This is a genomic window from Kosmotoga pacifica (assembly GCF_001027025.1).
Taxonomy (GTDB): Bacteria; Thermotogota; Thermotogae; order Petrotogales; family Kosmotogaceae; genus Kosmotoga_B; species Kosmotoga_B pacifica.
This window is the reverse complement of record NZ_CP011232.1, coordinates 1,770,887-1,796,438: the sequence shown is the minus strand read 5'-3', so window position 1 is coordinate 1,796,438 and position 25,552 is coordinate 1,770,887. Positions and strand designations below refer to the sequence as shown.

The 25,552-nt window shown below is 40.5% G+C and carries 21 protein-coding genes; 13 read left to right on the top strand and 8 right to left on the bottom strand.

Going from position 1 to position 25,552, the window contains the following annotated elements; genetic code table 11:
* Window positions 1–126: 126 nt before the first annotated feature.
* The 3 genes from IX53_RS08365 to IX53_RS08355 all read right to left on the bottom strand — a co-directional run bounded on the left by IX53_RS08365 (window position 127) and on the right by IX53_RS08355 (window position 3,949).
* Entirely contained in the window at window positions 127–1,383 is a 1,257-nt protein-coding gene (locus IX53_RS08365) for a sensor domain-containing diguanylate cyclase (RefSeq protein ID WP_047754956.1), read from the bottom strand.
* 301 nt (window positions 1,384–1,684) lie between these two features.
* On the bottom strand, window positions 1,685–1,813 hold the full coding sequence (locus IX53_RS08360; RefSeq protein WP_047754955.1) for a desulfoferrodoxin FeS4 iron-binding domain-containing protein: 129 nt from the start codon (window positions 1,811–1,813) through the stop codon (window positions 1,685–1,687).
* Window positions 1,814–2,209: 396 nt separating this feature from the next.
* On the bottom strand, window positions 2,210–3,949 hold the full coding sequence (locus tag IX53_RS08355; protein ID WP_245612710.1) for an ABC-F family ATP-binding cassette domain-containing protein: 1,740 nt from the start codon (window positions 3,947–3,949) through the stop codon (window positions 2,210–2,212).
* 205 nt (window positions 3,950–4,154) lie between these two features.
* Between IX53_RS08355 and IX53_RS08350 the strand changes: the two genes are divergently transcribed.
* The 11 genes from IX53_RS08350 (at window position 4,155) to IX53_RS08295 (ending at window position 18,264) form a co-directional block, all read left to right on the top strand.
* Complete coding sequence (locus IX53_RS08350; protein ID WP_047754953.1) at window positions 4,155–5,252, top strand: aminopeptidase; 1,098 nt, start codon at window positions 4,155–4,157, stop codon at window positions 5,250–5,252.
* 765 nt (window positions 5,253–6,017) lie between these two features.
* Window positions 6,018–6,533 carry a hypothetical protein gene (locus IX53_RS08345; RefSeq protein WP_047754952.1) on the top strand — a complete coding sequence of 172 codons (516 nt, stop codon included), beginning with the start codon at window positions 6,018–6,020 and terminating at the stop codon, window positions 6,531–6,533.
* Window positions 6,534–7,848: 1,315 nt separating this feature from the next.
* Entirely contained in the window at window positions 7,849–8,988 is a 1,140-nt protein-coding gene (locus IX53_RS08335; RefSeq protein WP_169746213.1) for an amidohydrolase family protein, read from the top strand.
* Window positions 8,988–10,115 (top strand): amidohydrolase, encoded by a 1,128-nt coding sequence (locus tag IX53_RS08330; protein WP_047754949.1) that lies wholly within the window; start codon window positions 8,988–8,990, stop codon window positions 10,113–10,115. Before IX53_RS08335 ends, IX53_RS08330 begins: the two co-directional genes overlap by 1 nt.
* Window positions 10,116–10,151: 36 nt before the next feature.
* On the top strand, window positions 10,152–11,711 hold the full coding sequence (locus IX53_RS08325; RefSeq protein WP_047754948.1) for an ABC transporter substrate-binding protein: 1,560 nt from the start codon (window positions 10,152–10,154) through the stop codon (window positions 11,709–11,711).
* A gap of 87 nt (window positions 11,712–11,798) precedes the next feature.
* A complete protein-coding gene (locus IX53_RS08320) occupies window positions 11,799–12,773 on the top strand; it encodes an ABC transporter permease (RefSeq protein WP_047754947.1) in 975 nt (324 codons plus the stop codon).
* A gap of 11 nt (window positions 12,774–12,784) precedes the next feature.
* Window positions 12,785–13,630 carry an ABC transporter permease gene (locus tag IX53_RS08315; RefSeq protein ID WP_047754946.1) on the top strand — a complete coding sequence of 282 codons (846 nt, stop codon included), beginning with the start codon at window positions 12,785–12,787 and terminating at the stop codon, window positions 13,628–13,630.
* Window positions 13,627–14,595 (top strand): ABC transporter ATP-binding protein, encoded by a 969-nt coding sequence (locus IX53_RS08310; protein ID WP_047754945.1) that lies wholly within the window; start codon window positions 13,627–13,629, stop codon window positions 14,593–14,595. Before IX53_RS08315 ends, IX53_RS08310 begins: the two co-directional genes overlap by 4 nt.
* On the top strand, window positions 14,592–15,542 hold the full coding sequence (locus IX53_RS08305) for an oligopeptide/dipeptide ABC transporter ATP-binding protein (protein WP_047754944.1): 951 nt from the start codon (window positions 14,592–14,594) through the stop codon (window positions 15,540–15,542). The genes IX53_RS08310 and IX53_RS08305 overlap by 4 nt, the downstream gene beginning before the upstream one ends.
* Window positions 15,543–15,573: 31 nt before the next feature.
* Window positions 15,574–16,938: a M14 family zinc carboxypeptidase gene (locus IX53_RS08300; RefSeq protein ID WP_047754943.1), complete on the top strand. Its 1,365-nt coding sequence runs from the start codon at window positions 15,574–15,576 to the stop codon at window positions 16,936–16,938.
* A 393-nt stretch (window positions 16,939–17,331) separates the two neighbouring features.
* Window positions 17,332–18,264, top strand: a complete 933-nt coding sequence (locus IX53_RS08295) for a methyltransferase domain-containing protein (protein ID WP_047754942.1) — start codon at window positions 17,332–17,334, stop codon at window positions 18,262–18,264.
* A gap of 54 nt (window positions 18,265–18,318) precedes the next feature.
* Here the strand turns inward: IX53_RS08295 and IX53_RS08290 are convergent, their stop codons facing one another.
* The 3 genes from IX53_RS08290 to IX53_RS08280 form a co-directional block, all read right to left on the bottom strand.
* On the bottom strand, window positions 18,319–19,077 hold the full coding sequence (locus tag IX53_RS08290) for an APH(3') family aminoglycoside O-phosphotransferase (protein ID WP_053001269.1): 759 nt from the start codon (window positions 19,075–19,077) through the stop codon (window positions 18,319–18,321).
* Between the two features lie 537 nt (window positions 19,078–19,614).
* Complete coding sequence (locus IX53_RS08285) at window positions 19,615–20,076, bottom strand: GyrI-like domain-containing protein (protein ID WP_047754941.1); 462 nt, start codon at window positions 20,074–20,076, stop codon at window positions 19,615–19,617.
* 386 nt (window positions 20,077–20,462) lie between these two features.
* A complete protein-coding gene (locus IX53_RS08280) occupies window positions 20,463–21,599 on the bottom strand; it encodes a radical SAM protein (RefSeq protein ID WP_047754940.1) in 1,137 nt (378 codons plus the stop codon).
* Between the two features lie 713 nt (window positions 21,600–22,312).
* Between IX53_RS08280 and IX53_RS10660 the strand changes: the two genes are divergently transcribed.
* Together IX53_RS10660 and IX53_RS10655 are read left to right on the top strand one after the other, a co-directional pair.
* A complete protein-coding gene (locus IX53_RS10660; protein ID WP_082128534.1) occupies window positions 22,313–23,023 on the top strand; it encodes an MBL fold metallo-hydrolase in 711 nt (236 codons plus the stop codon).
* Entirely contained in the window at window positions 23,011–23,604 is a 594-nt protein-coding gene (locus tag IX53_RS10655) for a GNAT family N-acetyltransferase (RefSeq protein ID WP_053001267.1), read from the top strand. Before IX53_RS10660 ends, IX53_RS10655 begins: the two co-directional genes overlap by 13 nt.
* A gap of 218 nt (window positions 23,605–23,822) precedes the next feature.
* Here IX53_RS10655 and IX53_RS08265 read toward each other — a convergent pair whose 3' ends face one another.
* Both IX53_RS08265 and fabZ read right to left on the bottom strand, forming a co-directional pair.
* The gene (locus IX53_RS08265) at window positions 23,823–24,854 is read right to left on the bottom strand and encodes an NAD(P)H-dependent flavin oxidoreductase (protein ID WP_082128533.1); all 1,032 of its coding nucleotides are present in this window, start codon (window positions 24,852–24,854) and stop codon (window positions 23,823–23,825) included.
* Between the two features lie 134 nt (window positions 24,855–24,988).
* Window positions 24,989–25,405 carry a 3-hydroxyacyl-ACP dehydratase FabZ gene (fabZ, locus tag IX53_RS08260; protein WP_218916062.1) on the bottom strand — a complete coding sequence of 139 codons (417 nt, stop codon included), beginning with the start codon at window positions 25,403–25,405 and terminating at the stop codon, window positions 24,989–24,991.
* Between the last annotated feature and the right edge of the window lie 147 nt (window positions 25,406–25,552).

Genomic DNA, 25,552 nt, shown 5'->3' with positions numbered 1-25,552 from the left:
ATACTGGCTTACACAACGATTTCGGAATTCACAGAGAGAAACGCAAATCTTCATTTCAGGGTTTTGGAAAATGCGGGAAATCGTTTGAAGTTAGTGTTAACCCATTCGTAGAATTTTAAATGAATTTCAGTCCAAAGAGTTCCTTTCATGAAGCTCTTTCATATGCTGTTTCATTTCATAGAGCCTTTTATCAGCGATCTTCAAGGCTTTGTAAAAATCCTCTTTTTTTGTTCCTTCAGCAATTCCATAAGAGATAGTAATCGAAAACTTAAACTTTTCTGCTTCTTCTTCAAGGATTTTTTGAACACGTTTTAATGGCATTTCAACATCTTTAGCGCTCGCTCCTGGAAAGATTACCAAAAATTCATCCCCGCCATATCTAATGACAATGTCGCCCTTTCGAACGACTTTCTTGATCGCTTTTGCGATCACTTTAAGAACCTCATCTCCTATCATATGCGAATATCGGTCGTTTATCTCTTTGAAATTATCAACATCTATCATGGCAACGCTGAATAATTGCTCTTCGAACATTTTGCATTCAGCGCTCGTATAAAGCTCGAGGAATCTTCTGTTATTTACGCCTGTAAGTGAGTCCAAGTGAGCTTCCTTTCGGAATTTCTCTTTCTCTAAATGAACTTGATTATAAAGTGTCCTCAAAGGTACTTTAATGCTCTGTATTACGATACCATTGAGTATCGATACATAAGACATCAGTCTGAATAAATGCCCAAGCATGTTGAAAAAGCCAAAGACATCGGAATATAAGGTAAAAGAGAGCTCAGCAAGAGCAGTAAAAGCAAGGGAGAAAAATAGCGCTGATTTATAGGGCTCAATATCCGGTTTTTTGATTTTCTTTGCGTAGAATAGCAAAACAACTATCACGGATACAAGCACATATTCTGTAAAAACCTTGAATTGAGTAAGACCCTGTCCTTCAATGAAACAGTCCGGAAAAGCACGTGCAAATACAGCCCAGATTCCAGCAGCAGTGATGGGATAAAAAATGCAGCAGAAGAATTTATTATGCTTGTCACTTAAAGCAACTGCATATAACAGCCCGAAGGTTTCCAAAACCCTTCCAAGTATCCAGAACTGAGTGGGTTGATTGGCGTCAAAATTCAAAAAAACTCCCATATTCTTATAAGAGAGCATATGCACAAAGTCTACAATAATAACCGCTGAGTAAACAATTCCCAATTTTTTGATAAATAAGTTGTCTATAAATCGATAGGAAAATACCGCGATGACAAATATTGAAAAGCCAACAACAATAGCCAGGGTCTCGATAATCGAGTGAAAGAACAAATAATTAACTCTGGAAAGTTCCCACAATAAGACGGTACCTAAAATCCATATCAACCACAGCGTTTTCTTTCTCATTTGCTCGCCTCCGGATTCGGCTGGTCCACATAATAACATAATGATAATAATCATTTTACCACTGATTTATTTTTAGTCGTTTGATAAAATCTTAATAGCTATCACACTGGTTGAAGATTCTTACATATCATTTCATTTCACTTTACACCAGAAACCAGGAATTTTGAATCCGGTAACCCAGCACAAAACCCGGCAGGTAAGAGCTCACCACTACTGTTCATATTGAAAAAGCCTCTTTTAAAAGGCTTTTTCAACAAAAATCACATTGCTAATGCCACAGTTATGATAGTTTAAGAAACAACTAATTCTCTTTTAAGGTCATAGGTTGGCCACAGCAAACTAACTCACCGCCACCAACTTCTTTAACCTCTACAACGTTTCCACAAATTTCACACACAAAAATCTGGCCCTTCTCCGTTACCTTAGGCATTGCTCTCCCTCCTTTTTGTCGGTGTGTTCAATTATACAGAGGGCTGAAGTCGATCTCAAAAAGCCTTTTTGAGTATTTCGAGAAGATCTTCTTTATTCAATATACCTGGCGTTGTTTCTATGACTTTATACATGGCACTGTAGGAAGTTCTACCATTTTGCTAATTGTTCCCTTTCCACTCCAAGAGTCGACAACTTTTTGTTGAGCTCAAAGCGTCCTTGAAAATTTCTTATTCTGTCTATCATCATCCGTGCAGCTCTTTTGTGATCGTTTTATATATTCCAAAAACCTTCCTGCCAACGACTGCAAGCCTTATGTAAACATGCTCTCTCCCCCATTTGCGGTTCGATTTAGTTACATTTCTTTCACTTTTCCAATTTAATTCCTGCGTACCTTTTATTTTTCTTTCTCGTTCTTAACATCTTCTGATGTCTGAGAAATGATTTCAATGGTCCGGGAAAACTCCGTAAGGTCGACGGGAGTTTCTTCAAACAAAAGCCTTATGTTCCCAGCTTCAAAGGTGTACAAGCTGTCTCCGTGGGTGGCTATGAAATGCCTGTCATGGCTTATGAAAAACATACCACCTGGAAATGCATTGAAGAGCCGGTCCAGAATTTCGAGGGATTCGATGTCCAAATGGTTTGTTGGCTCGTCCAGGAATAGGAACTCAATCTTTTCCAGCATCGCTTTGAGAATCGCAGCTCTCATGAGCTCCCCATAGCTCAACGAACCTACATCTTGGAATACCTTGTCTCTTCTAAAGCCCGCTGCCCCAAGAGCTTGTCTGAGCTGGAGTTCATCAAGCTCAGGTACACGCAAGTTATCTATCAATGATCCGGTTCTGAAGAACGCCCTCACATCTTGGGGGATATACTTCCACCTGACATTGTCGTTCCTGTATAATTCGCCCTGAGGTTTCAATTCTCCCACGAGACAGCGCATGAGCGTCGTTTTTCCGCAACCATTCGGTCCGATAAGTCCTACCCGGTCTTTTGTATACAGTTCAAGATTCACGTCTCTGAACAGTGTTTTTGTGCCAAAGGCAAAGCTCAACCCGGTGGCAGAAATCACCTTCCTCGATGAAACTTCATACTGTGGAAGCTCGATTTCAATAGGTTTCTCAACGAAAGGCTTTTTCTCTTTTAACTCTCGAATCATCGCCTGTGTTCGTTTCTGCACTGCTTTCGCCCGCTTCGCGAGTTTTGCAGCTTTGCGCCCTATATGTCCCTTGTTCATCACCTTGTCGGCGAATTTCTTTTTCGCCTCTTTACTCGATGCCCAGGAAATTCTTCTGGACACTTCAAATTCCAGCTGTTTTATTTTTCGCTCTATCTCCTTTGCTTCCCTCAATCTCGATTCAAAATCGCTTTTAAGATGGGATAACATGAGGGAATAGCCGCCATTTACCGATACTGCGGTTCCTGTTTTCAAATAATAGCTCCTGTCTGCCACCCTGTCTATCAGAAGCCTGTCATGGCTCACAAGAAGCACACTACATTTTTTTGATTTGTATTCGAGAATGACTCTCTCAAGCTTCTGGCACATTTGCAGGTCGAGATGATTGGTGGGTTCATCGAGTAGGAGAAGATTAGCTCCCCTCAAAAAGACCCGAAAAATTGCCCAGAGCCTTTGCTGTCCCTTGGAAAAACTGGAATAGGGGCGTTTCAAATCTTCTTCGACAAAACCGTATTTGTAAAGCCTGGCGTTGATTTTCGCTTCAAGTTCGAAGCCACCGAGTTTGTGGAACTCGTTTATCGCTTCTGCATAATCCGGAGAATCAATGGGAAGTGAAGTCATAGTTCGATAAATTCGCCCAATTTCCGGAAAACTTTCCAGAAGAAACTCCATAGCGGTACCCTCAAAAGGGGGAGTTTCCTGTGGAAGAAAGGCGAATCTCACCGTATTTTCCAAAATAACTGCACCAGAATCTGGTTTCAAAACACCACGGATGATGTTGAGCAATGTTGTCTTACCAGAACCGTTCGCTCCAAGCAGGGCAACGACTTCACCCGGAAGAATATCGAGATCTACACCTTTAAGCACTTCATTAGCGCCGAAAGAAAAACGAAGTTGTTTTATATGAAGCATGATAATTCCACCTCCAAAAGAAAACTTTGTGGCCGTGGCCACTCGCATTCCCAATTATGTTGCTATGCGGAAGGTGGAATTATCTGTGCATCTTTTCACCCCTTGGAAGTTAATTATATATGATATATTATCATATCAAATCGGCACAAAATATTAGAAGCTCTTCACTGTGGCATTTAGAGCAACTTTCCCTTTTCAACAGCATGATATAATTTTATGTTATTCTCCACAAATCTCCACAAGGAGGTGTGTTATGGACGAAAGAATTCTTAAGCACGCAAAAGTACTTGTTGAGTACTGTCTGACTCTGAAGCCCGGTGAAAAACTCATGATAAATGGAGAAGTAGTTTCTCTACCGCTCATCAGAGCGGTATATCAGGAAGCTTTGAATGCCGGCGCGCTCATACAGGTGGTGATAGATGACACGGCATTGAGGGAGAAATTGTTGAAATTTGGGAACGACGAACAACTAACTTATGTGCCTGAAAGCGTCATGACAATGGCAAAATCGGTGGATGCTTTAATTTCAATCTTGGGGACTTCCAATACTAGAATGCTGAGCAATGTCCCTCCCGAAAATGTGAAAAAGAATGCCGAAGGCAGGAGTAAGTTGATGGAAATCTTCTTTGATCGCATGGGAAAGGGCGAGCTGCGGTGGTGTGGCACCCAGTTTCCCACTGAAGCTGATGCGCAGGAAGCTTCCATGTCGCTGAGTGATTACGAAGATTTCGTATACACTGCCTGTCATTTAGACAGCGATGACCCTGTAGCTGAATGGAAAAGAATTCACGATGAACAACAGAAATACGTGGATTTCCTGAACACGAAAAAGCACCTCAGAATAGTTTCAGAAGACACGGATATCGAAATGAGCATCGAAGGACGAAAATGGATTAACAGCGATGGACATGTAAATTTTCCCTCCGGCGAAGTTTTCACAGGCCCCGTTGAAGACACGGTGAACGGACACATTCGCTTTTCCTTTCCAGGAATCTACCAAGGACGAGAGATTGAAGATATCAGGCTTACTTTTGAAAACGGTAAAGTGGTGAAGGCCGAAGCCTCAAAGGGGCAGGAACTTCTCGAACAGCTCCTCGAGATAAGAGGTGCGAGGTATGTGGGAGAGATCGCCATGGGCACAAATTACAATATCACAAGGTTCACAAAGAACATGCTCTTCGACGAAAAGATCGGTGGCACTGTTCATCTCGCCCTCGGAAGATCTTACCCCGAAACAGGTGGCAAAAATGAATCAGACATTCACTGGGACATGCTCTGCGACATGAGAAAAGGCGGCGAGATCTACGCCGACGGTGAACTAATCTACAAAGATGGAAAGTTCTTGATATAGGTACGACTGACTCCGTCAGGAAGACACGCTTGCAGCAGATGTGAGAAACGGTTGTGGGTGGTAGGTTGTTGGTTGTAGGTGATAATCGAGAACCGAGATTCGAGATTAGAGACTAGAGAATAGAGATTAGAAAAGAGCGGGTTTGGGGTATAGGGTCTGGGGTATGGAAAAAACCAGAGATCCGAGAGAACGCAAAGGGCGCGTGATATGCTGACTCTGTCAGGATATGCACACTTCGTGTGGACAAGCGCTCCTACGTCGCGGACCTGCGGCTCTTTGAGCCGGTTTATGACAAAGCTCTTTCCGCCGAAGGCGCATAGCCGTTCCGTAGGAACGCATATCCACTTCGAAGAAGTGCTAATCCCTGGTGTAGCTGGACTTACTCACGCGCCAGCGTGCTCACCGGCTTTCGGCTCTCGGTTTTTTCTATACCCCATACTCTAAACCCGCTCTTTCCAAGAAGAGGTTCTTATCGGTCAACGGAAGACGGACAATGGTAAACGGCTCTTTGTGGATATGCAAGCCACAAAACGGTTTGGAGCTGCGACTTCGTCTGCAAAAGCAAGTACGGTGTTGGTGAAGACCGCCAGCATCCGCTGCAACTTACGCCAAAGGCACTGAGAACAACTAAAAAACAAGAACCATTATGCTTTTCATGCTACCACTCCCATAAACTCCTTTATAATAGTAGTAGGGCACTGCACAATGAATGCCATAATAAATAATAGAGAGCAATTCCACAACGAAGTTGAAAGGAGGTCCAGGGTGGGTATAATTAGCAGATTGAGAGAGGAATTTAAGCTACTAAACTACGTTCTGATGCCCGAGAACGAGTCAGAATATTCATTATATCTTTACTGGGTGAACAAAATAAACCCTATGAAACACTGGGCTGCGATGAAGAGCGCGGCAAGAGAGAAAAGAAGCATTTATGCTGTGAAACTCAGAGAAGTTATAACCACCGGGTCCGATGGAAAAACCATCTGGATGCCTCTTTTGCTCATCAAGTATTACGGTACGATAAGAAGAGTATTCATAAATGTGCAAAGCATAGGAAAGGTAAAAAGAATAAACAGGGTATATATTACTAACTTATCCTTTGAACACAATATCTTCACCCGCAACGAACTAAAAGGCCTTGAAACAGGGTTGAACAGAATCCTTGACAACTGCTGGGAAAAATATCCTGACATCGAATGGACTCCTGAAGAATTTGAAAATGCGCTTATAAGAATAGCGGTAACCTCAAACCCCGAGGACTACTGGAAGATGAAGGCTTGATACTCTAAAATCAAATGTTTAAGGCATTTCTGAATTTTGGTAATAATGCTTTCCATTCTAAACGAAAAAACACGGAAACATCATATGTTTTTGTGTTTCTTTCATCTGCATTATACCGGCATATCTGTCGAAATTGATCTTCTGCACCTCATTCAATTAAGCAATATAAAATGAATGCTGTAAAAATAAAAAACCCTCGTATCTTCAAAAAGGCAAAACATGCAGTGTTAACCAAACCATACGAAAAGATAATTCCATGCCCCCCACGAAAAGTTCACAGATTCTCCCGGATGTCATTAAGACTATTCGCTTCAACCAAAAAGAGCAGGAAAGATTCGTTCTTAGTTATTCCTCTACACTGTTATTAGCAAACTATAAAACACCAAAAGACTTACTGAGTTATGTGATTGCTCTCGATCTTCAAACTTAAGGTTCCTGAACTCAAATTCCATTTCCACTGGAGCATTATCTTATTTGATAGTTGAATCCATCTCTCCTAAATGCGTCATATTGAATGAAATTGTGATCAAATGGCGTGGAAATAGAACCGAGCATCTTGGAAAGTTCTATTCCACAAGAGGTTCTATCGTTCTGCCAAAGACCAGATTGGGCTCAGGGATTTCTTGGAAGAATTCAGGTTCAACTACTATCTTTGGGCTGCCAAGAAAACGATTGAAGTAGGACATTTTGTTCGTACAATTGCCTTCGAGTTCTTTGTTAATTCAAAGTGCATAAGCTGAGATTCTCGCTTGTTTGGACTATTTTGTAGCATGTCATTTTTAGATCCACCATAAGGAAATTCATCTAACGCACCGCGTTCTCTTTACAAAGTTTAACTACACAGCAGTCATCATTTAGAACTCCGGTTACGATATATTAGAACTTCGGTTACGATATATTAGAACTCTGGTTACGATATGTCCGTCGTTTGCTCAAATAACGTTGTAAGCTGTTTTTCCGCGGATTCATAGTCTTCCCTGAGGGATTTGGAGATGATTATTAGTAGATGTTATAATCCGATTTAAAAATAGTATGGTAAGGTAACCGAACTAATTTTGAAGTGAAGTAGTATTTCATAACTAAATTGAGCACAAAGATCCATGCGTTTGTGTACAAAAGTAATAGATGAAAACCGAGACAACCAAGATAAGATTGACCTTACAGAATTTTCAGCAGAAACAGACAAAGTTATGACGAGTCTTGTGAATATCCGTCGTTGAGGAGAGTACTTACTTTTTTATGAAACAATGGGAATTTTAGCATGTTTTATTAAAGCAGGTAACACTATCAACTAATCTGTGGAGGGGGAATGGTTTTGATAATCATTGGTGGGACAGTATTAACTCCAAGTGAGCAAATTGAAGACGCTGTAATTTTTATTGATAACGGAAAGATAACAGAAATTACCACACGCTCTGCTCTCAAAAATCTTCCGACTGATCAGGTTATTGACGCCACAAATAAGTTTATAGTACCTGGATTTATTGACCCCCATACACATATTGGTATTTACAGACTCGAGGGAGATCCTGGGGACCATGGTATTGATCTTGTTGACCCAATTACCCCTCAATTAAATGTTGTAGAAGGTATGGATGTTTTTGATCCAGCATTTGACGGTGCGTTGAGTGCAGGGGTTACAACAGTTGGGATTTTGCCAGGGGCTTACATGTCATTTGGATCAAGCGTGGAAAGAATAACTATTATGCCAGGACAGGGGGCTATATTTAAGACAAACAAGAGAATGATCGAAGAATCAGCTTTCGTAAAAGTGGCGGTTGGTGAACACCCAAAAAGATTCCTGGCTGAGCAGAAATTAAGTCCAACCACACGGATGGGCATAATGTCGGAACTAAGGAAAATGTTTTTGAAAGCAAAAGAATATTCCTTGAAAGAGGAGAAGAATTATGATCCAAAACTAGAAGCACTTGTCCCTGTAATTGAAGGCAAAATCCCTTTAAGAGTCCATATACACACTGCAAGAGATATTGTTTCAGTTCTTAGATTTTCCCAAGAATTTAGCATTAAGGTCATACTCGATCACGCAACAGAGGCATTTTTGGTTAAAGATGAACTTACCGATGTACCAATAGTTTATGGCCCAATAGTATTTTCTAAACGCGGAACGGAACTGGAAAACCTCGATTCATCCAATCTTTCAAAAATCAGGGAGCTGGTCTTCTCTATTACAACGGACCATCCAACTATACCAATTGAGTATTTGGATATGTTAGCAGGACTAGCAACTGCAGAAGGTTATTCAATAAGCCAAGCGCTCTCATTGATAACTGTTAATGCGGCTAAAATACTTGGCATTGATGATAGGGTGGGTTCTATAGAACCCGGGAAAGACGCTGACATAGTCATTCTGTCTGGAGAACCCTTTAGTCCTGATACACACGTTGAATATACCATCGTAGATGGAGAAGTCTGTTACAAAGGGGGAATTGACTAATGATTGCAGTTGTAGGGGGAAAAATATGGACAGGAACAGGGAAAAACATAGATGATGGCCTTGTGTTGATAGAGAATAGCAAGATTTCTTATGTTGGTCCGATGAAAGAACTGAGTCCTGATGTTGAAATAATTGATGCTAAGGATAAGTTCGTTACACCCGGCTTTATAGATGCTCATAGTCATATAGGTTTAATACCAGAAGGTTTGGACTGGGAATATTCAGATGTTAATGATGTTTCAGGACCTGTTACTCCTCAAATGAGAGCTATCGACGCACTTAATTTCTATGATCCTGCTTTTAAAGACGCCATAGGTGGAGGTGTAACGACAGTCTATACAGGCCCGGGAAGTGCGAACGTCATATGTGGTGTGGGTTTGATAATGAAAACATCAGGAGAAATTGTAAAATCCGAAGCAGCTCTGAAAATGGCTTCAGGTCCAAAGAGAAACCAAGACCGAAAATCTAATCAACCTTACCCAACGACAAGAATGGGTACTATTGCACTAATGAGAAGTGTTTTTAGAAGTGTCAGGGAATGGATGAACGGTCAACTGAAAATTGATGATGATAAAAAGTATGAATACGAGGTTGTGGCAAAGGTTTTAAAAGGAGAAATGCCCGCGAAAATTCATCTTTCTCTATATCCGGACGAAATAAGGTCAATAATTGGGTTGATAAAAGAATTTGGAATAAATGCAAGCATTGACCATGTTTTTGGTGGTGACCTTGTCACTGACGAGATTTTTGATTCTGGAATTCCGGTAGTGTACGGTCCCGTGCTCATTTCAAGAACTTTCTCCTATTATCGGTATGTTAACGACAAGATACCTGTGGAACTTGCAAAAAAGGGAGTACTTGTAGCTTTAATGACAGATCATCCAGTTGTACCTCAAAAGCATTTACGGTTTTCAGCTTCCGTTCTTGTTAGAAATGGACTTGATTACGATGAGGCGCTGAAAACGATAACAATAAATCCTGCAAGAATTCTTGGGATTGACGAAAAAGTAGGTAGTTTGGAAGTTGGAAAAGATGCAGATATTGTGATTTGTAGTGGTCATCCACTAAAACTCGGTACGAAAATTGAAAAAGTTCTAATTAATGGTGAAGCAGTTTTGAGCAATTAATATTACATTCCTATTCCTAAGTAGGGGGTGTGAGCTGTGAAGAAGTGTTTTGCTTTTTTATTAGTAGTCGTGCTGTCAGTTGTGTTACTTGCAGGAGGAACACCGAAAAAAGGCGGTACTTTTATAATCGCGCACTGGGGAGATCCTATTTCGTTTAACCCAGATGCAAAAGTAGACGATGCAGGTAGCGGGATTTACGGATGTATCTTCAGCAAACTAATAACACTTGATGCGGACTATAATGTTATACCTGATCTGGCTGAGAGTTGGGAAGTGTCAGAAGATGGTTTGACCTACACTTTCCATCTAAGGAAGGGTGTTAAATGGCATGATGGATATCCCTTTACTTCTGCAGACGTTGCATGGACGCTGAATCAGATACGAACGCATAAAGAAGCCCCAGCTTGGAAGAACCTTGTAGATGTTGAGAATATTGAGACACCGGATGAATATACCGTGGTTATCAAACTGTCCAGACCATATGCACCTTTCTTAGGATTCCTAGCGTGGTATGGAACGTGGATCATGCCTCAACATCTCTACGATATCACTGAGAACGGTTCGCCGGTTGATTGGCTTAGCAACCCACATAATCAGAACCCTGTTGGTACCGGTCCATTCAAGTTTGTAGAATGGGTGAAGGGCGATCATGTAACTGTTGAAAAGAATCCGGATTACTTTTTGGGAGAACCTTATGTCGACAAAATCGTTTTCAAAATACTGCCAGACGAAAATACTGCACTTCAAGCTTTCCTGAATGGAGAGGTCGATTATGATGGAAATGTGAGTAATGCTCAGATTTCAATTCTCAAAAGAATACCTGGGGTCGTAGTAAAGATGAAACCAGCACCAAGTAGGTATTACATAGCATTTAATATTGGTGGAAGAGAATCTCCTTTCCACGATAAGAAAGTCAGATTTGCAGTAGCATATGCCCTAAATAGAAAAGAAATATTCGACAAAGCAATAAAGTATGGAGAAGTTGCAGAAGGTTTTTACACTCCGGCTATTCCTTGGGCATACAATCCTAACGCAAAAATGCCTGAATATAACCCACAACTGGCGGAGAAACTATTAGATGAAGCTGGGTACCCACGACAGGCTGATGGATACAGATTTGAGGCAGTGTTGGTATATTTCCAAGGCCAGGAATGGAGAGATATGGCTACAGTTATTAAAGAACAACTCGACAAAGTGGGTATAAAGGTAAAACTGGAAGAATATGAAATAGCAGCGTATATTGAAAAAGTTCTCAAAGCAAAAGACTTCGATATAACAGAGCTTGATGGTTTTCAAGGTCCGGATCCTGACAACTTGAAACTCAGAGTCGGTAGTGATGGGGATATAAACGTAATGGGATATTCTAACGAGGAAGTAGATACTTTACTCCAAAAGGCTGGGGAGCTGTCGGATATAAAGGAAAGAGCGGAATACTACTTCAAAGTTCAGGAAATTCTTTCACAAGACCTTCCTATGTATGTAATAGGTGAAGTGGCAAGTAGAAATGTTCATAAAGATTACGTAAAAGGATTACCATACGAATTAACCGGAGTTGTTGGATATAACAATTATGCGAAAGTATGGCTTGATAAGTAATTAAGATAGCTTATTAAAAGGGACCACCATATTTCATCTTCTCTGTGGTGGCCCCTTTTTTTAGTAATTAAAGGGGGAATAATAAAGATGAACCACTTCGGAAGATTTCTGGCCAGAAGGATTGTTGCAGCGGTTATTCTCATATTTATGGTAATGACCTTAAACTTTTTTGTGATTCACCTCGCACCGGGTGATCCGGCAACCATAATGACTGGAATAGAACAACCGTCACAAGAGGTAGTGCAAGCTCTTAAAGCGAAATATGGCCTTGACCAACCGATTTTTGTTCAGTACATAAAATATATATCGAACCTTTTTAGAGGAGACCTAGGATATTCTTACGTATATGATCAATCCAGCTGGTCTCTGATTAGGGAGCGTATTTTCCCCACATTAATTTTAACGATAACAGGTAGTGTACTTGCATTCATTATAGGGGTCTATTTGGCCATTTTTGTCAGCTTTTTAAAAGCCAAATTTGGCGATACCGTTGTTTCAGTGATTTCTTACATACTTTACGCAACACCGTCTTTCTGGTTAGGGCTTATTATGATTCTAATTTTTTCTTCCAAGCTGAGCTGGTTTCCTACATCAGGTATGTTTAACTTAAGGGAAACATATACAGGGTTTGCCAAAATAGCAGACTTTATCCATCATCTTACATTGCCTCTTTTGACGCTTATGCTTATACAGATGCCTGTTTTCTACAGGGTTACTAGGGCTAGCATACTACAGAATTTCAAAGAAGATTACGTTACTACGCTAACCGCAGTTGGAATATCAAGAGAGAGGCTTTTCAGGAAATATATTGTTAAAAACGCAATTATCCCACCCCTAACAATCTTTGGTATAACACTGGGCTTTGCAATTACAGGTTCGGCTTTAATAGAAATTGTATTTGCATGGCCTGGAATGGGAAGGCTGATGCTGGATGCTATTTTTAGACGAGATTACCAATTAATTCTTGCGATCTACTTTCTGATGGCAATCTTTATTAGCATAGCTATGATTTTGACGGATATTGTTACAGCGATTGTTGATCCTAGGATAAGCTTAACCTAAGGAGTGGTGAGATGAAAAAAATTACTGAGTTTGCTAAGAGATTTTTTTCCAATAAATATGGTACAACCGGCTTTATCTTATTTCTTATACTTGCCTTCTTTGCACTGTTTGCTTCTCTAATAGCTCCTTACAATCCCAATGCTTTGTCAAGTGAAGTGTTGGCATCTCCAAGTGCAAAGCATCTTTTCGGTACGGATCATCTGGGAAGAGACATATTTAGTAGAATTCTCTACGGTACCAGGGTGTCGCTTTCAGTTGGATTTGTGGCAGCTGGCATTTCTGCTGTTTTGGGTATTTTTGTCGGAGCTTTTTCGGGTTACTATGGAGGAATTACAGATGAGATAGTTAGTAAAATTATTGATTCCTTTCTGATGCTTCCTATATTCTTCTTGATTTTGATAATAGTTGCAATATTTGGTAGTAACCTTTTTTACATCATACTGGTAATTGGACTGACAACATGGCCATCTAACGCGAAAATCATGAGAGCCCAAACACTTAGCCTTAAAGAGAGATCTTTTGTTAAGATCTCCAAGTCTATTGGAGAAAGTAATCTTCGAATCTTATTTGCCCACATAATTCCTAATGGTATGTATCCAGTTGTTGCCAATAGTGCATTACAAATGGGAGGAGCGATATTAACAGAAGCGGCACTGAGCTTTTTGGGACTTGGTGATCCCAATGTTATAAGCTGGGGAAAAATGATAAACGAAGCTAGAACTTACATGTCATTTGCCTCGTGGACTATAATTTTTCCCGGTGTTTTCACTGTCTTAGCTGTCGTAGCGTTCTCTTTTATTGGCGATGGATTACAGTATGCTCTTTATCCAAGACTTAGCGAGGTGGAATCACAATGAGTTCCGTTCTCAGAATTGAAAATCTAACGGTTCGTTATCGAGTTGCTCGAAAAGAGATACATGCAGTTGATAATGTGAGCCTTAATATCAAAAAGGGTGAATTTGTTGGAGTGGTTGGAGAATCAGGATCAGGCAAGAGTACGCTTGCTCATGCGATAGTCAGGCTTTTGCCAGCAAACGCTTATATAAAATCAGGACAGATAAATCTGCTGGGTTACGATCTCATATCGATGTCAGATGAGGCTATCAAGAAAATTAGGTGGAAAGAGTTTTCTATTGTATTTCAGAAGTCCATGAATGCTTTAAGCCCTGTTCATCGTGTTGGTGGTCAGGTAGAAGAGGCAGTTAGAATTCACAATCCGGAGATGTCCAAGAAAGACATAAAAGACAGATTGGAAAAACTTCTAAAGATGGTGAATCTTCCGAACAGGGTGCTAAGATCTTACCCACATGAATTATCTGGAGGTATGATGCAGAGAGTAATGATAGCTCTGTCTCTAGTGAATTTTCCGAAATTCATTATTCTTGATGAAGCTACAACAGCTTTGGACGTTGTAACCCAGGGACAGATAATAGAAGAAATCAAACAACTTGTAAGGCAACTGTCACTTACGGGGATGGTTATAACTCACGATATTGGAGTAGTAGCAGAACTTTGTGACAAAGTGGCAGTAATGTACGCGGGAAAGCTTGTTGAGTACGGAACAAAAGATGACACCATACACAATCCATATCATCCGTACACCAAGGCTTTGATTTCTTCATTGCCTGAATTTGTTGAGAAAAGGGGAAACCTTACTGTTATACCGGGAAGCTTACCAGACTTGTCGCAACCACCTAAAGGTTGTATTTTCGCACCAAGGTGTCCTATCGCTGAAAAGCTCTGTTTTGAGAAAACCCCTCAGCTTATAGACGTTGATAGCAGGCAAGTGGCTTGTTTTAAGGCAAAGGAAGTGATAGCGTGAATATAATCGAGGTGAAGAAGTTAAAGAAATATTTCCCTATTAGAAAATTTGGAAGAAAGAGTTTTGTTAGAGCGGTTGATGGTGTTTCTTTTCACACGGAGCAGGGAAAAGTGTTAGGAGTTCTTGGAGAAAGTGGATGTGGAAAGTCAACGCTTGGCTTAGTATTGAGTCGTATTGAGAAAGAAACAGCGGGAGAGATTATCTTCAAAGGTAAGAAGATTAGTGGTAAGTCCAAACTGGATAAGCAAACTAGAAGAGATATACAGATAATATTTCAAAATCCTTATGACTCGTTCGACCCAAGACTTACCATTCTTGATTCAATGATAAGACCTCTCAAAATCCACGGAATTGGTCAAAACACATCTGAAATGAGGGAGATTGTAGAAAGTTTCTTGTCCAAAGCAGGATTTGAGCCACCATCAGCTTTTCTGAAACGGTATCCTTACGAGCTTTCAGGTGGACAACTTCAGAGAATTTCGGTATTACGTGCAATGATGTTGGACCCAAGCTTTCTAATAGCTGATGAGTGTGTTTCTATGCTTGACTTGTCCGTGCGTGCAAGTGTTATTAATCTACTTCTCGATTTAGTTCACTTGAAAAATACTTCAATGATGTTTATAACCCACGATATATCGCTCGGTAAATTTGTAAGTGACAAACTTGCAATTATATATCTGGGCAAAATAGTCGAAATTGGTGATGCAGAAGAGATATACAGGAACCCGTTACACCCATATACCAAAATACTAATAAGTTACTCACCTTCGGTTTTTGAGAAAAAGGAGAAAATCAGGCCAAAAGAATTGATTGATACGTCGCAGGAACCAACAGAAGGATGTAACTTTGCGGCAAGATGCCCAATTGCAACTCGTGAGTGTTTTACTACTCAACCAGAACTTAAACAATACACAGGTAATCGTCAGGTGGCATGTCTAAAAGTATAACTTTTTCGTATTTGGCAAGGGAGGCGTTTGCATGAATATTATCAAGAAAATTATTGAGGGAGTTCCAGATTACAATCAGTTTATGAGTGTTGCAGAACTGAACGAGTCATCGAAACAACTGCGAGATAAGTATCCAGGTTTAGTAGAGCTGTTGGAGATTGGCACTTCAAAAGATGGTGAACCTATCTACGCTTTGAAGATAGGGTCAGGTAATAAAAAAGCACTTCTTTACGGATTCCCGCATCCAAATGAACCGGTAGGAAGTGTCATGCTTGATTATTTATCATGGAAATTAGCGGAGGATGAAGAATTCAGGAATATCTTTGACTTTACTTGGTATATTGTGAAGGTGGCAGATGTAGAGGGAGCCAAACTTAATGAGGGATGGTTCAAGAACCCTTATTCATTTAGAGAATATGTTTACAATTATTATCGTCCCGCAGGAAATGAACAAGTAGAATGGGCATTTCCAATAGAGTACAAGTCACTCAAGTTTGATAAGCCAATCCCAGAAACTAGGGCTCTGATGAAAATTATAGAAGAAGCCAAACCTGATTTTATATATAGTCTCCATAATGCAGGTTTTGGAGGGGTTTACTACTACATCACTGAGGAAGCTCATATCTTATACCCAATCTATGAGAAAGCTGCTAAAGATAGAAACGTGCCTTTGTCACTTGGAGAACCTGAGATTGCATATGCTAAAAAACTTGATGAAGCAGTTTTCATAATGCCTACAACAGAAGATTCATATGATTATTACGAAAAATACTCTAATGTAGATCCTGCCAATATAATTATGAGTGGGGAATGCAGTTTTGGTTATGCGAGAAAGTTTAACCCTAAACTATTTGAACTTGTATGTGAAGTGCCTTACTACTATGACGAGAGAGTACAGGACACAAAAGAAACAGATCGTTCCAGGCGAGAACTTGTTTTGGCATCCTTGAATTCAAATCATGAGGATATGCAAACTTTGAAGGGAATATTAGAACAAGTGAAACCAAAAATTTCTGTTCATACAAAATTCCAGGATGCATTAGAGTACTTTATAGAAGTCTCCGAAAAATCATTCGATGCAGCAGTGAAATGGGCAAAAACGGCAGAAGAGCTAAACAGGAATGCAACTATATCAGAGAAATTTGACAATGAACTTGTTAACAAGTCTTATGGTTTGTTCAAATGGGGAATGCTTTACCGAATGATAATGGTCAATTATGAAGTGAACAAAGATCCAATACTTGCAAAAACTGCAGAAAAAGTTAAGACACTAATAGATGAAAGGATAGAAAAACTTGAGCAACAAATGAACTTCAATGTTATACCAATAAGAAAACTTGTCCAGATACAGCTTACAGCAGGACTTTATTCAGCTCTTTATATGCAGGGCAGATAATTGCATTTAAATGCTCGGTAGATTTTTAATTTGACTTAACCACAGAGGGCAGCAAGAATGAACCTTTCTTTTTACCCGTTCAGTTTTTCATAAGGCATTATAGCAAATATAGTTGCTCGTCATAAAAAACCAGGGACATAGTCCCTGGTTTTCGTTTATCATATTAAGCAATAATTTGGGATTTTGAAACATACTAAAAGTATTGTTGCTGAATGCGTTCGCTGCTGTGGAAGAACCGCTTGCAAAGGCAGCTGTTGCCTCCATTCTTTTGAGTCGTCTTCAAAAAATAGGGACAGACACCTTTTTTCTAAAGGTTCTCAAGAGATTATTATAATATGAATATAGAGATGAAAAGAAGAAAGCAATTCATAAATCACACAGGAGGTAACAAGTATGGATCTCAACAGTATTCTTCAGTGTCCAGAATGCCACGGAGAGCTTTTCATCGCTCAAAATGAATTCAATTGTACTGTGTGTGGCAGAAGTTATAGAAAAAGGGTGGGGGTTTATGATTTCCTTATCTCCGGCGAAGATCAGTGGGCAACGTTGGGGAATGGTTTTATGAATGGCCAGGAAGAATGGGAGAAGCGCTTTCTTGAAACTGACGAGGCCAAGCTATCACCCTCTGACCTCCTGATAAAGGCTATTATGCTCTGGTATAAAGGAGATTTCCCTCAGTTTGAAAGGATTATGAAAAAGGCACAACCCGCTATTTACACGCCTGAATACAATAGTGCTATGAAGAGCGTTACGGACTATGCCATCGAGCTTCTTCAGAAAGAGAGCGGGAGCATTGTAGACCTGGCTTCTGGTATGGGTGGTTTTCTCAACGACCTTCTTACGGTATCTTCAAGGGACATTATCTCCGTTGATATAAGCCCAACGAGCAGCTTTGGACTCAGGCAATACTTAAGTTATAAGGGCTGGGACAATAGGGTGGTACAGGTTGTCGCAGATGCCGCAAAACTGCCCTTTAAGGACAAGTCTATCGATGTTATAACTACCGCTGTGGGTTTTCAGAACATGCAAAACGGCATGCAGACCTTTAAGGAGCTCAGGAGAGTATCTAAAAAACTCATCGCCGTGTGTATTTTTATGGAAGAAGGAGATCCGAACCTGGCTTATGTTAGTGATAAGACCTTGCATGTTGGCAAATACTTCAAGAAAGCCCTTGAGAAAACGGGTTGGGAAGTCAGTTTCGAAAATGAGATTAGCGCAAGGGTAGAACCCACCCCCGTTTCAGAGATTATGGGTATTCGACCTGACAAGCTGCCCGTGACTCCTACCACTTTCAAATTTGTAGATGTAATTGCTACCGCTCTTTGAACTGATAGCAAACAAATGCGAGTTTTTTGGTCTAATGGTTAATTAGTTAATTTGCTAAAACAACTCATCCAGATCTCTGTAATATCGCATTTTACGCTCATCTGGATTTTCTAAACCATACTCTTCAAGAAACTGCTGGATATATTTTTCACCGATGTTGTATGCGATGCTCCTTGCTCCTATTGCGAGATCCTGATACCTGTCAGATACACCGCTCAATCCCAGGTCGATGAATCCTGACAGTTTTCCTTTATACACGAGGATATTCGGCAGACAATAATCTCCGTGACAGAGGACAAGATCTTCATCTGGTTTTTGTTTGAGTAGCTCTTCATATATTTGCTCAGGTAGTCTATTGCGATTACGTTCCTCAAAAAAGTCTGTGTTAACACGTCCCTTTTTTATGTTATCAAATGCAGCTGCAAGCTTTACCTCAAGCCTTTGGTTGAGAGGACAGTTAGGAATATCCACAGAATGAAATAGTTTCAATCCATCAGCCATGATTGATATAAGCTTTTGTGGCTTTTCATCAGAAAGATGGAGCGGAATACCCGGAATTTCACTCATAAGAACGTACATGTTACTTTCTGCTGTACCCACATCAAGTACTTTTGGAACAGGAAGATAATTGCCAAGCCATTCGATATTTCTAATTTCCCTTTCAAGTAAATCTTTTCTATCTGGGCTTGAGATTTTTAGATAGAATACATTTCCGTTCCTTTTTAGTTTGTAAACTGTATCCCCGGATAAACCGTGATCTACTTTCTCTCTTTCGTAATTTTTCAGTCTTGGAAATAGCTTTTCGAACTCCATTTTTCTTCCCCTTACTTGAGAACTTTTTAATAGTGTATCATTTTAAGGATAGAAGTATTCTATGACACATAAAAGCGATATGAATTGGCTCTTAAGCTCGTAAAGGAACTGAAAACAGAACCGAGTGAGAGGCTCATCTGCTGTTGTATCATGGTTCAACAGCGAGAGGAACAGACACTAAGAGGAGGCTAAATCAAGACATTTTCTAGTGGATATGATCCTTGTAGAAATAAATATTATGACTGAAGGTGAACTCAAGAACATTTTTGAAAACCCCAGTCTGGGATGGCCTTTATTGCTGAGGATGTTCGTAAGCTTATGGAGAATTACATTTCTTTGCAGAGAGTAGAAGGAATACAGGACGTTTAGGAATTTCTTTTGCTTCACTCGTTATTCAATTTCATAATTGTTTGGTTTTGAAGAACAAAAGATGAGATGGCTAAAGCAAAGAAAACAGCACCGTTGTGATGCCGGTGCTGTTTACTATTAGCGAGTAAACTGCATGCAAATATGAATATACGAATAGAGGGATCTGAACTATTTAATTGGGATGTATATATCTATTTCACTATCTTCCTTAAAATCGTTGAAGCGTTCATCATAGAACTCAAAATGATATGTGTTAGGTCTCACTTCATATTCACACTTAGGAAGATATTTGTTGTATATGTAATCAAATGTGTCATGCAGTGCTTCAAGGCTTCCAACATGATTGAATACAAGATATCTTGACTGCGAAATTTCTCTCTTCACCATGTTTTCAGGAATTCCGTCAAACTTTTCGGCAGGTATACATGCTATATACTCGAAATTACCTTCATTATCCATTATCCCCATTAGCCCATAACATTCCTTCAAAGAGTGTTCATCAATACCTTGGGCAGAAACTTTGTTCATAAATTCGCCCCAGAGTTTCGGTATTTCTCCCTTTTCATTCTTTCCGTAGTACCTCATTCCAACAGCTTTGAACGCAGGTTTAGTCACTATCTTTGGTTCCATCCAAATCATCTCCTTATAAATATTGAGAACCATGGAACAGCATAACAGTGCTAAATACTTGTTGGTATACTGTATTATACCACTACTAATTTCCAAAAAAACAATTCTCTACAGTCTTATTGTCACTGGTTATACCTGGCGCAAAATAGTCAAAATATTTCTCGCATTGGTGTTATTTGAGTCTGAAGATAGTTTTTGTACTGGAACCTGTAATGCTAAGCCCAAGGGATCTGGATAGTGCTATTAAACTTGCCAGTAAGGTCTTCAATGATATGGGTAAGCACTTTGAAGAGTAGGTTTCACCTTACATGTTTTCATGATAGATGCATAGACTCTTTTAGAATTTGTCCTCGTGTGTACATGTTAGAGTTCGATGCGAAACATCTTTATAATAACGTTTTCCCCGTTTTGTATGCCCCGAGCTTCTTTCTGAGTGCTTCCAATTCTTCTTGATGCGAGAAGAGAGCGCAGGGGCCTTCTGTATTCTCCAGTATTCCTTCGCTGTCCCTTATCTCTTTGAAGAGAGTGCTGGCAAGTCCTTCTGCAAGACTGTCTCTTTTCAGATTGTGCATGGCAATGTCAGACACGGGGCATGGAGTGAGGTCACCATAGGGTGTTACGTGTGCAAAGCCTTTTCCGGCAGACACACAACCTCCGAAAGCTTCTTCATCTCCGGGGGAATGTATGATAAAGATGTTTTTGCTTTTCTTATAGTACAGGACTTTTTCTCTGAAAGCTTTTCTTTCAGAATTTAGGAGCGGCTGTTTATACAGAGGTGCATCTTCTGAGGTCTCTACAGGGATGTATTCCGTAAGGAAGGCGGTGCGCACTCCGTTCTGTATAAACCAATCTATGTTTTCTTCCCCCATCCAGTATTTGTAGTTTTCTCTTGTGATTGTCACAGAAATTCCGTTTAATATTCCCTGTTTCGAGAGGTTGTTAAGGCTGAGAAGCGCTCTGTCAAAGCTGCCTTTTCCTCTGCGCCTATCTGTGAGCTCTTTGCCACCTTCTATACTTATTATCACGGCGGTGTTTTTTGAGTGTTTCAAGGTTGATAGTTTGTCATCATTTATGAGACTGCCGTTGCTGAAAATAACGAAGAAACTGTCAGAATATTTCTCGTTCAGCGAAAGAAGTTCTGGAAACATGAAGGGTTCTCCACCAGCTATAAGAAAACAGAATACCCCAAGTTCGCGGGCCTGTTCGATTATGGATTCCCAGTCGGCCTTATTCAAAGAACCAGATACATCTCCCAAAGTTCCTACTTCGGTTGCAAAACAACCAGAACATCTGAAATTGCAGGTTGAAGTTATACTGAGTATCAGAACTGGTGGAACCAGTATACCCTTTTTAAGATTTTCTTTTCTCAGGAACTCTGCTTTTTTGAAGGCTTTCACCAGCTTGAAAGATTCCTTCAAATATGATGGGTTCTTCAGCAACCAGGGGACAAAAACCTTCGCAAGACCGGGGTTAACACTTTTCAGTATTTTTGTCGCCGCGATTATTCCATTCCCCTTTTTCATATCGATACCCCCAGATTTTAATTACTTAATGATACAGGAGGAATGTTTCGTGTTTATAGTCGAAATCATAGAATATGCCATGAATTTCCTGGTTTTTTAGTATTTTTTCAGAGAATCGAGAACCGAGATCTGAAAAACTGTTGTAGGTGGTAGGTTGTTGGTTGTAGGTGAAGAAAACGAAAGAGCGGGTTTGGAGTTTAGGGTCTAGGGTATGGAGAAAAACGAAGGTCCGAAAGCCGAGAAAAACTGTTGTTGATTGTGGGTTGTACGTGACAACCGTGAACCGAGACTCGAGAGTCGAGACTATAGAAAATTGGGTTTAGAGTCTAAGGTAAGGTTTAGAAAAAGAAACGAACAACCTACAACCCACAACCGACAACGATAGTAAGTACGCTGGCGCATGGGTAAGCCCGGCTACACCAGGGATTAGCACTTCTTCGAAGTGGATATGCGTTCCTACGGAACGGCTATGCGCCTTCGGCGGAAAGAGCTTTGTCATAAACCGGCTCAAAGAGCCGCAGGTCCGCGACGTAGGAGCGCTTGTCCACACGAAGTGTGCATATCCTGACAGAGTCAGCATATCGCTTGTTCTCTCGGACTCTCGCTTTCTCGGATTCTCGAAGTTAATCTCCAATCTCCAACATCAAATTTCGTTCTTTAATTTACCCTCTAAAAAGTTTGGACAAGAAAAGAACAACAAGTAGAATGGAAAAATGGGGGTGGTCAGTATCTTCAGGATAAAGTCCGGAATAATAAATCTATATCTGCTAAAGGGGAAAGACGGTTATCTGCTTGTCGATACGGGGTATAGATACACTGATTTCGAAAAGGTGCTTCAAAATGAGAAAATCAACTGGAAAGACATAAACGTGATTCTCATAACCCACCATCACGCTGATCACGTTGCCGCTCTTGCAGATGTGCTGAAGCGAACAGAAGCGCGTCTGATAATTCACAAAAAGGAGGTCCCCTTTTTAGAGGCGGGGAAAATAGATAAAGATTTTAAGCCCCTGAATTTCCGGGTTAAGATCGCAATGGCTTTTAGCCTGGTTTCAAGATTCAAGCCTGTGAAGCTCCGCGAATGCGACATAGTGATGGAAAACGAAAGTGAAATTTTGAGGGATTTTGGCATAGAGGGGAAGATCCTTCATACGCCCGGGCACACAAAAGGTTCAATATCCGTGCTCCTCGACGATGGCTCCGCGATAGTCGGGGATATCGCCATGAACTTTCTCGGATTTCTGGGATTAAAGAAAAGGCCCATGATTGCATATGATTACGACGGCGTCTTCAAAAGCTGGGAAAAAATGTTAGACGCCGGTGCAAAGATAATATATCCATCACATGGAGAACCTTTCCCGGCTTTAGAACTAGCTGAAATGCTGAAGCAATTCGCTCAAGGGGAAAAAATATGGAGGACCTGAATATATCTTTCGGAATCTCCAGCGAGGAACGAGAAAAAGTTTCAATAATACTATACGAGGCTTTTTCAAAAAAGCTCAATCCTGTTTTCGGCTCAAAGGAAAAGAGCCTCAAAGTTTTTTCTAAATATCTCGACGCTTCTCATATCCTTGTTGTCCGAAAAGAGAGCGAGATCGTCGGTGTAGCAGGTTTGAAATACGACAATATTAACTGGTTGAAGCTAAATCTTTTTGATGCTATCAGGGAGTTCGGTCTGTCCCTTTTTAGAGTTGCTGTTGTCGGATTACCTCTGGTAGCGACAAGGTTAAAGGGAGATTTGCTTCTCGATGTACTTGCTGTTTCGAAAGAGGCGAGGGGCCAGGGAGTCGGAACGAAACTGCTGGCCCATACGATCGCCTTCGCGAAAAAAGAGCGGCTAAAAAGGATCAGGTTGTACGTTATAGACAAAAACGAAAGAGCGAAACAACTATATGAACGAATGGGATTTTATACCGTTAAACACCATAAAATCCCCCGTCCATGGAGCAAGATTTTTGGCTTCGATGGTTACTTCGAGATGACATGTCCCGTACTACTCCCCTAAAGAATTGAACAGAGAAAAGCAAGAATAAAAGATGGCAATAGTTCCGGAAAGACTATTGCGCAAATCCGTAGGGAGTACAGGTTTTCACAAACCCAACATTACAAATGACGGATATGCTTCTCGAAGACTATTCACTTTTCATGTGCTACGCACCAATCGTTATATGCCATATTCTACAAGCCATTTGCTACAAATACTTGCTTTTTCACCGCATCAGATTATTGAATACCCTTAAAAAGGTTCTCGATTACTTCTTTTACGGTTGAGATCTTGTTGATCTTATATCCTTCCGCTCCAATAAAAGCGAAACCGTTCTCAAAATTTCCCTTCGAAGCGTTCAAAAGCGCTTCCGCGATACAGTAAGGAGCTTCTCTGAAGTTACATGTCTTTATACAATGGAACGGACATTTGAAAGGTTTCTTTTTCCCACTCTCAACGTCTTCAATGAATTTATTCCGTACTGCTCTGCCAGGCAAGCCAACCGGGCTTTTGATGATCACTATATCCTCTTTTTTTGCATTAACGATCATCTCTTTGAATTTGATATCAGCATCACATTCTTCTGTCGCAATAAAAGGAGTTCCCACCTGTATTCCGGTGGCTCCCAGTGAGAATACCCTTTTTACATCGTCAGAGCTACAAATTCCTCCTGCAGCAATAACAGGGACTTCCTTACCGTATTCTCTTTTGATTTTCTCGGTAAAATCACGCACTTGAGGAATAGTACTTTCGAGTGAAAAATCTGGATCAGTGAGTTGTTCCAGACTGTACCCCAGATGTCCCCCCGCCTTTGGCCCTTCGACTACGAAAGCGTCCGGTATGTAATTATGCCTTTTGAGCCATCTTTTGAAAATAAGTTGGGCAGCTCTCAGCGAAGACACTATCGGAATCAATTTGGTCTTTGAACCCTTGCTCAAAAACGAGGGTAAATCCAGTGGTAAACCAGCTCCAGAGATTATGACATCTATCTTCTCTTTAATAGCCGTGACAACCATATCCTCATAGTTGGTTAAAGCAACCATGATGTTTACACCCAAAATGCCGCTGGTTTTCTCTCTGGCTCTTCTGATAATCCTCTTCAAACCTTCGATGCTTGCTTGTTCAAAATTTCTCCTGTTTCCCCCTGCTATCATTCCAATGCCTGCTGTGCCTATAACTCCTATTCCTCCTTCGTTCGCAACTGCTGAAGCGAGTTTGTCTAGAGATATTCCAACAGCCATTCCGCCCTGTATGAGAGGAATCCTGGGCATTAATCCACCGATATTTAATTTGATATTTTCACACTCCTTTCAAAATCACACAGCAGAAGCTTTCAGCCACTTCCCTGTATGTCCTGAATTTTCTTTTTATCAGCATTGTTATCCAAAAGGGAACTTTAGGATATTTAATTCTCCTTCATTCCCAGCATCAGTGTTGCGGTGCAGACTTTTTTATCGTTCACTCTTGCAATACCTTCAGCGAATATGATGCCACGGCGTTCCTGTATGACTCTGACCTCATAATACAGCCTATCGCCAGGTTTTACCTCGCCCTTGAACCTCGCCTTTTCAATGCCGAGAAATAATGGTACACCTTCTTTTCCTTTCATAAGCAGCACGCCAGCCGTCTGCGCAAGGCCTTCGATTATGAGGACTCCTGGATAAATTGGATAACCTGGAAAATGTCCCTGAAATACAGGGTCTTCTGGATGTATATCCCTGAATGCCTTTATATTATTCTCTTCCTCTTCAATAACACCATCTACAAGGAGAAACGGCGCACGGTGTGGAATGATTTTTTTTACATATTCTATGTCCTTCACACTATCACCTCCAGATTTGCCTATGAAAAACGATACCATAGTTATTGCTGGCATCAATGTGTAAAATTCGTACGCTTGTGTGTAAAAGCGTGCAGTTTTTGAACGAATATGAATGAAAACCACATGGCACAAAGTTGCTAAAGTTTA

Coding starts and splice junctions, on each gene's coding strand:
- IX53_RS08360 (WP_047754955.1), bottom strand. CDS start 1,813: ATGCCTAAGGTAACGGAGAAGGGCCAGATTTTTGTGTGTGAAATTTGT.
- IX53_RS08315 (WP_047754946.1), top strand. CDS start 12,785: ATGAAAAAAATTACTGAGTTTGCTAAGAGATTTTTTTCCAATAAATAT.
- IX53_RS08350 (WP_047754953.1), top strand. CDS start 4,155: ATGGACGAAAGAATTCTTAAGCACGCAAAAGTACTTGTTGAGTACTGT.
- IX53_RS10655 (WP_053001267.1), top strand. CDS start 23,011: ATGGAGGACCTGAATATATCTTTCGGAATCTCCAGCGAGGAACGAGAA.
- IX53_RS10660 (WP_082128534.1), top strand. CDS start 22,313: ATGGGGGTGGTCAGTATCTTCAGGATAAAGTCCGGAATAATAAATCTA.
- IX53_RS08290 (WP_053001269.1), bottom strand. CDS start 19,077: ATGGAGTTCGAAAAGCTATTTCCAAGACTGAAAAATTACGAAAGAGAG.
- IX53_RS08300 (WP_047754943.1), top strand. CDS start 15,574: ATGAATATTATCAAGAAAATTATTGAGGGAGTTCCAGATTACAATCAG.
- IX53_RS08295 (WP_047754942.1), top strand. CDS start 17,332: ATGGATCTCAACAGTATTCTTCAGTGTCCAGAATGCCACGGAGAGCTT.
- IX53_RS08280 (WP_047754940.1), bottom strand. CDS start 21,599: ATGAAAAAGGGGAATGGAATAATCGCGGCGACAAAAATACTGAAAAGT.
- IX53_RS08320 (WP_047754947.1), top strand. CDS start 11,799: ATGAACCACTTCGGAAGATTTCTGGCCAGAAGGATTGTTGCAGCGGTT.
- IX53_RS08265 (WP_082128533.1), bottom strand. CDS start 24,854: ATGCCCAGGATTCCTCTCATACAGGGCGGAATGGCTGTTGGAATATCT.
- IX53_RS08355 (WP_245612710.1), bottom strand. CDS start 3,949: ATGCGAGTGGCCACGGCCACAAAGTTTTCTTTTGGAGGTGGAATTATC.
- IX53_RS08310 (WP_047754945.1), top strand. CDS start 13,627: ATGAGTTCCGTTCTCAGAATTGAAAATCTAACGGTTCGTTATCGAGTT.
- IX53_RS08285 (WP_047754941.1), bottom strand. CDS start 20,076: ATGGAACCAAAGATAGTGACTAAACCTGCGTTCAAAGCTGTTGGAATG.
- IX53_RS08365 (WP_047754956.1), bottom strand. CDS start 1,383: ATGAGAAAGAAAACGCTGTGGTTGATATGGATTTTAGGTACCGTCTTA.
- IX53_RS08330 (WP_047754949.1), top strand. CDS start 8,988: ATGATTGCAGTTGTAGGGGGAAAAATATGGACAGGAACAGGGAAAAAC.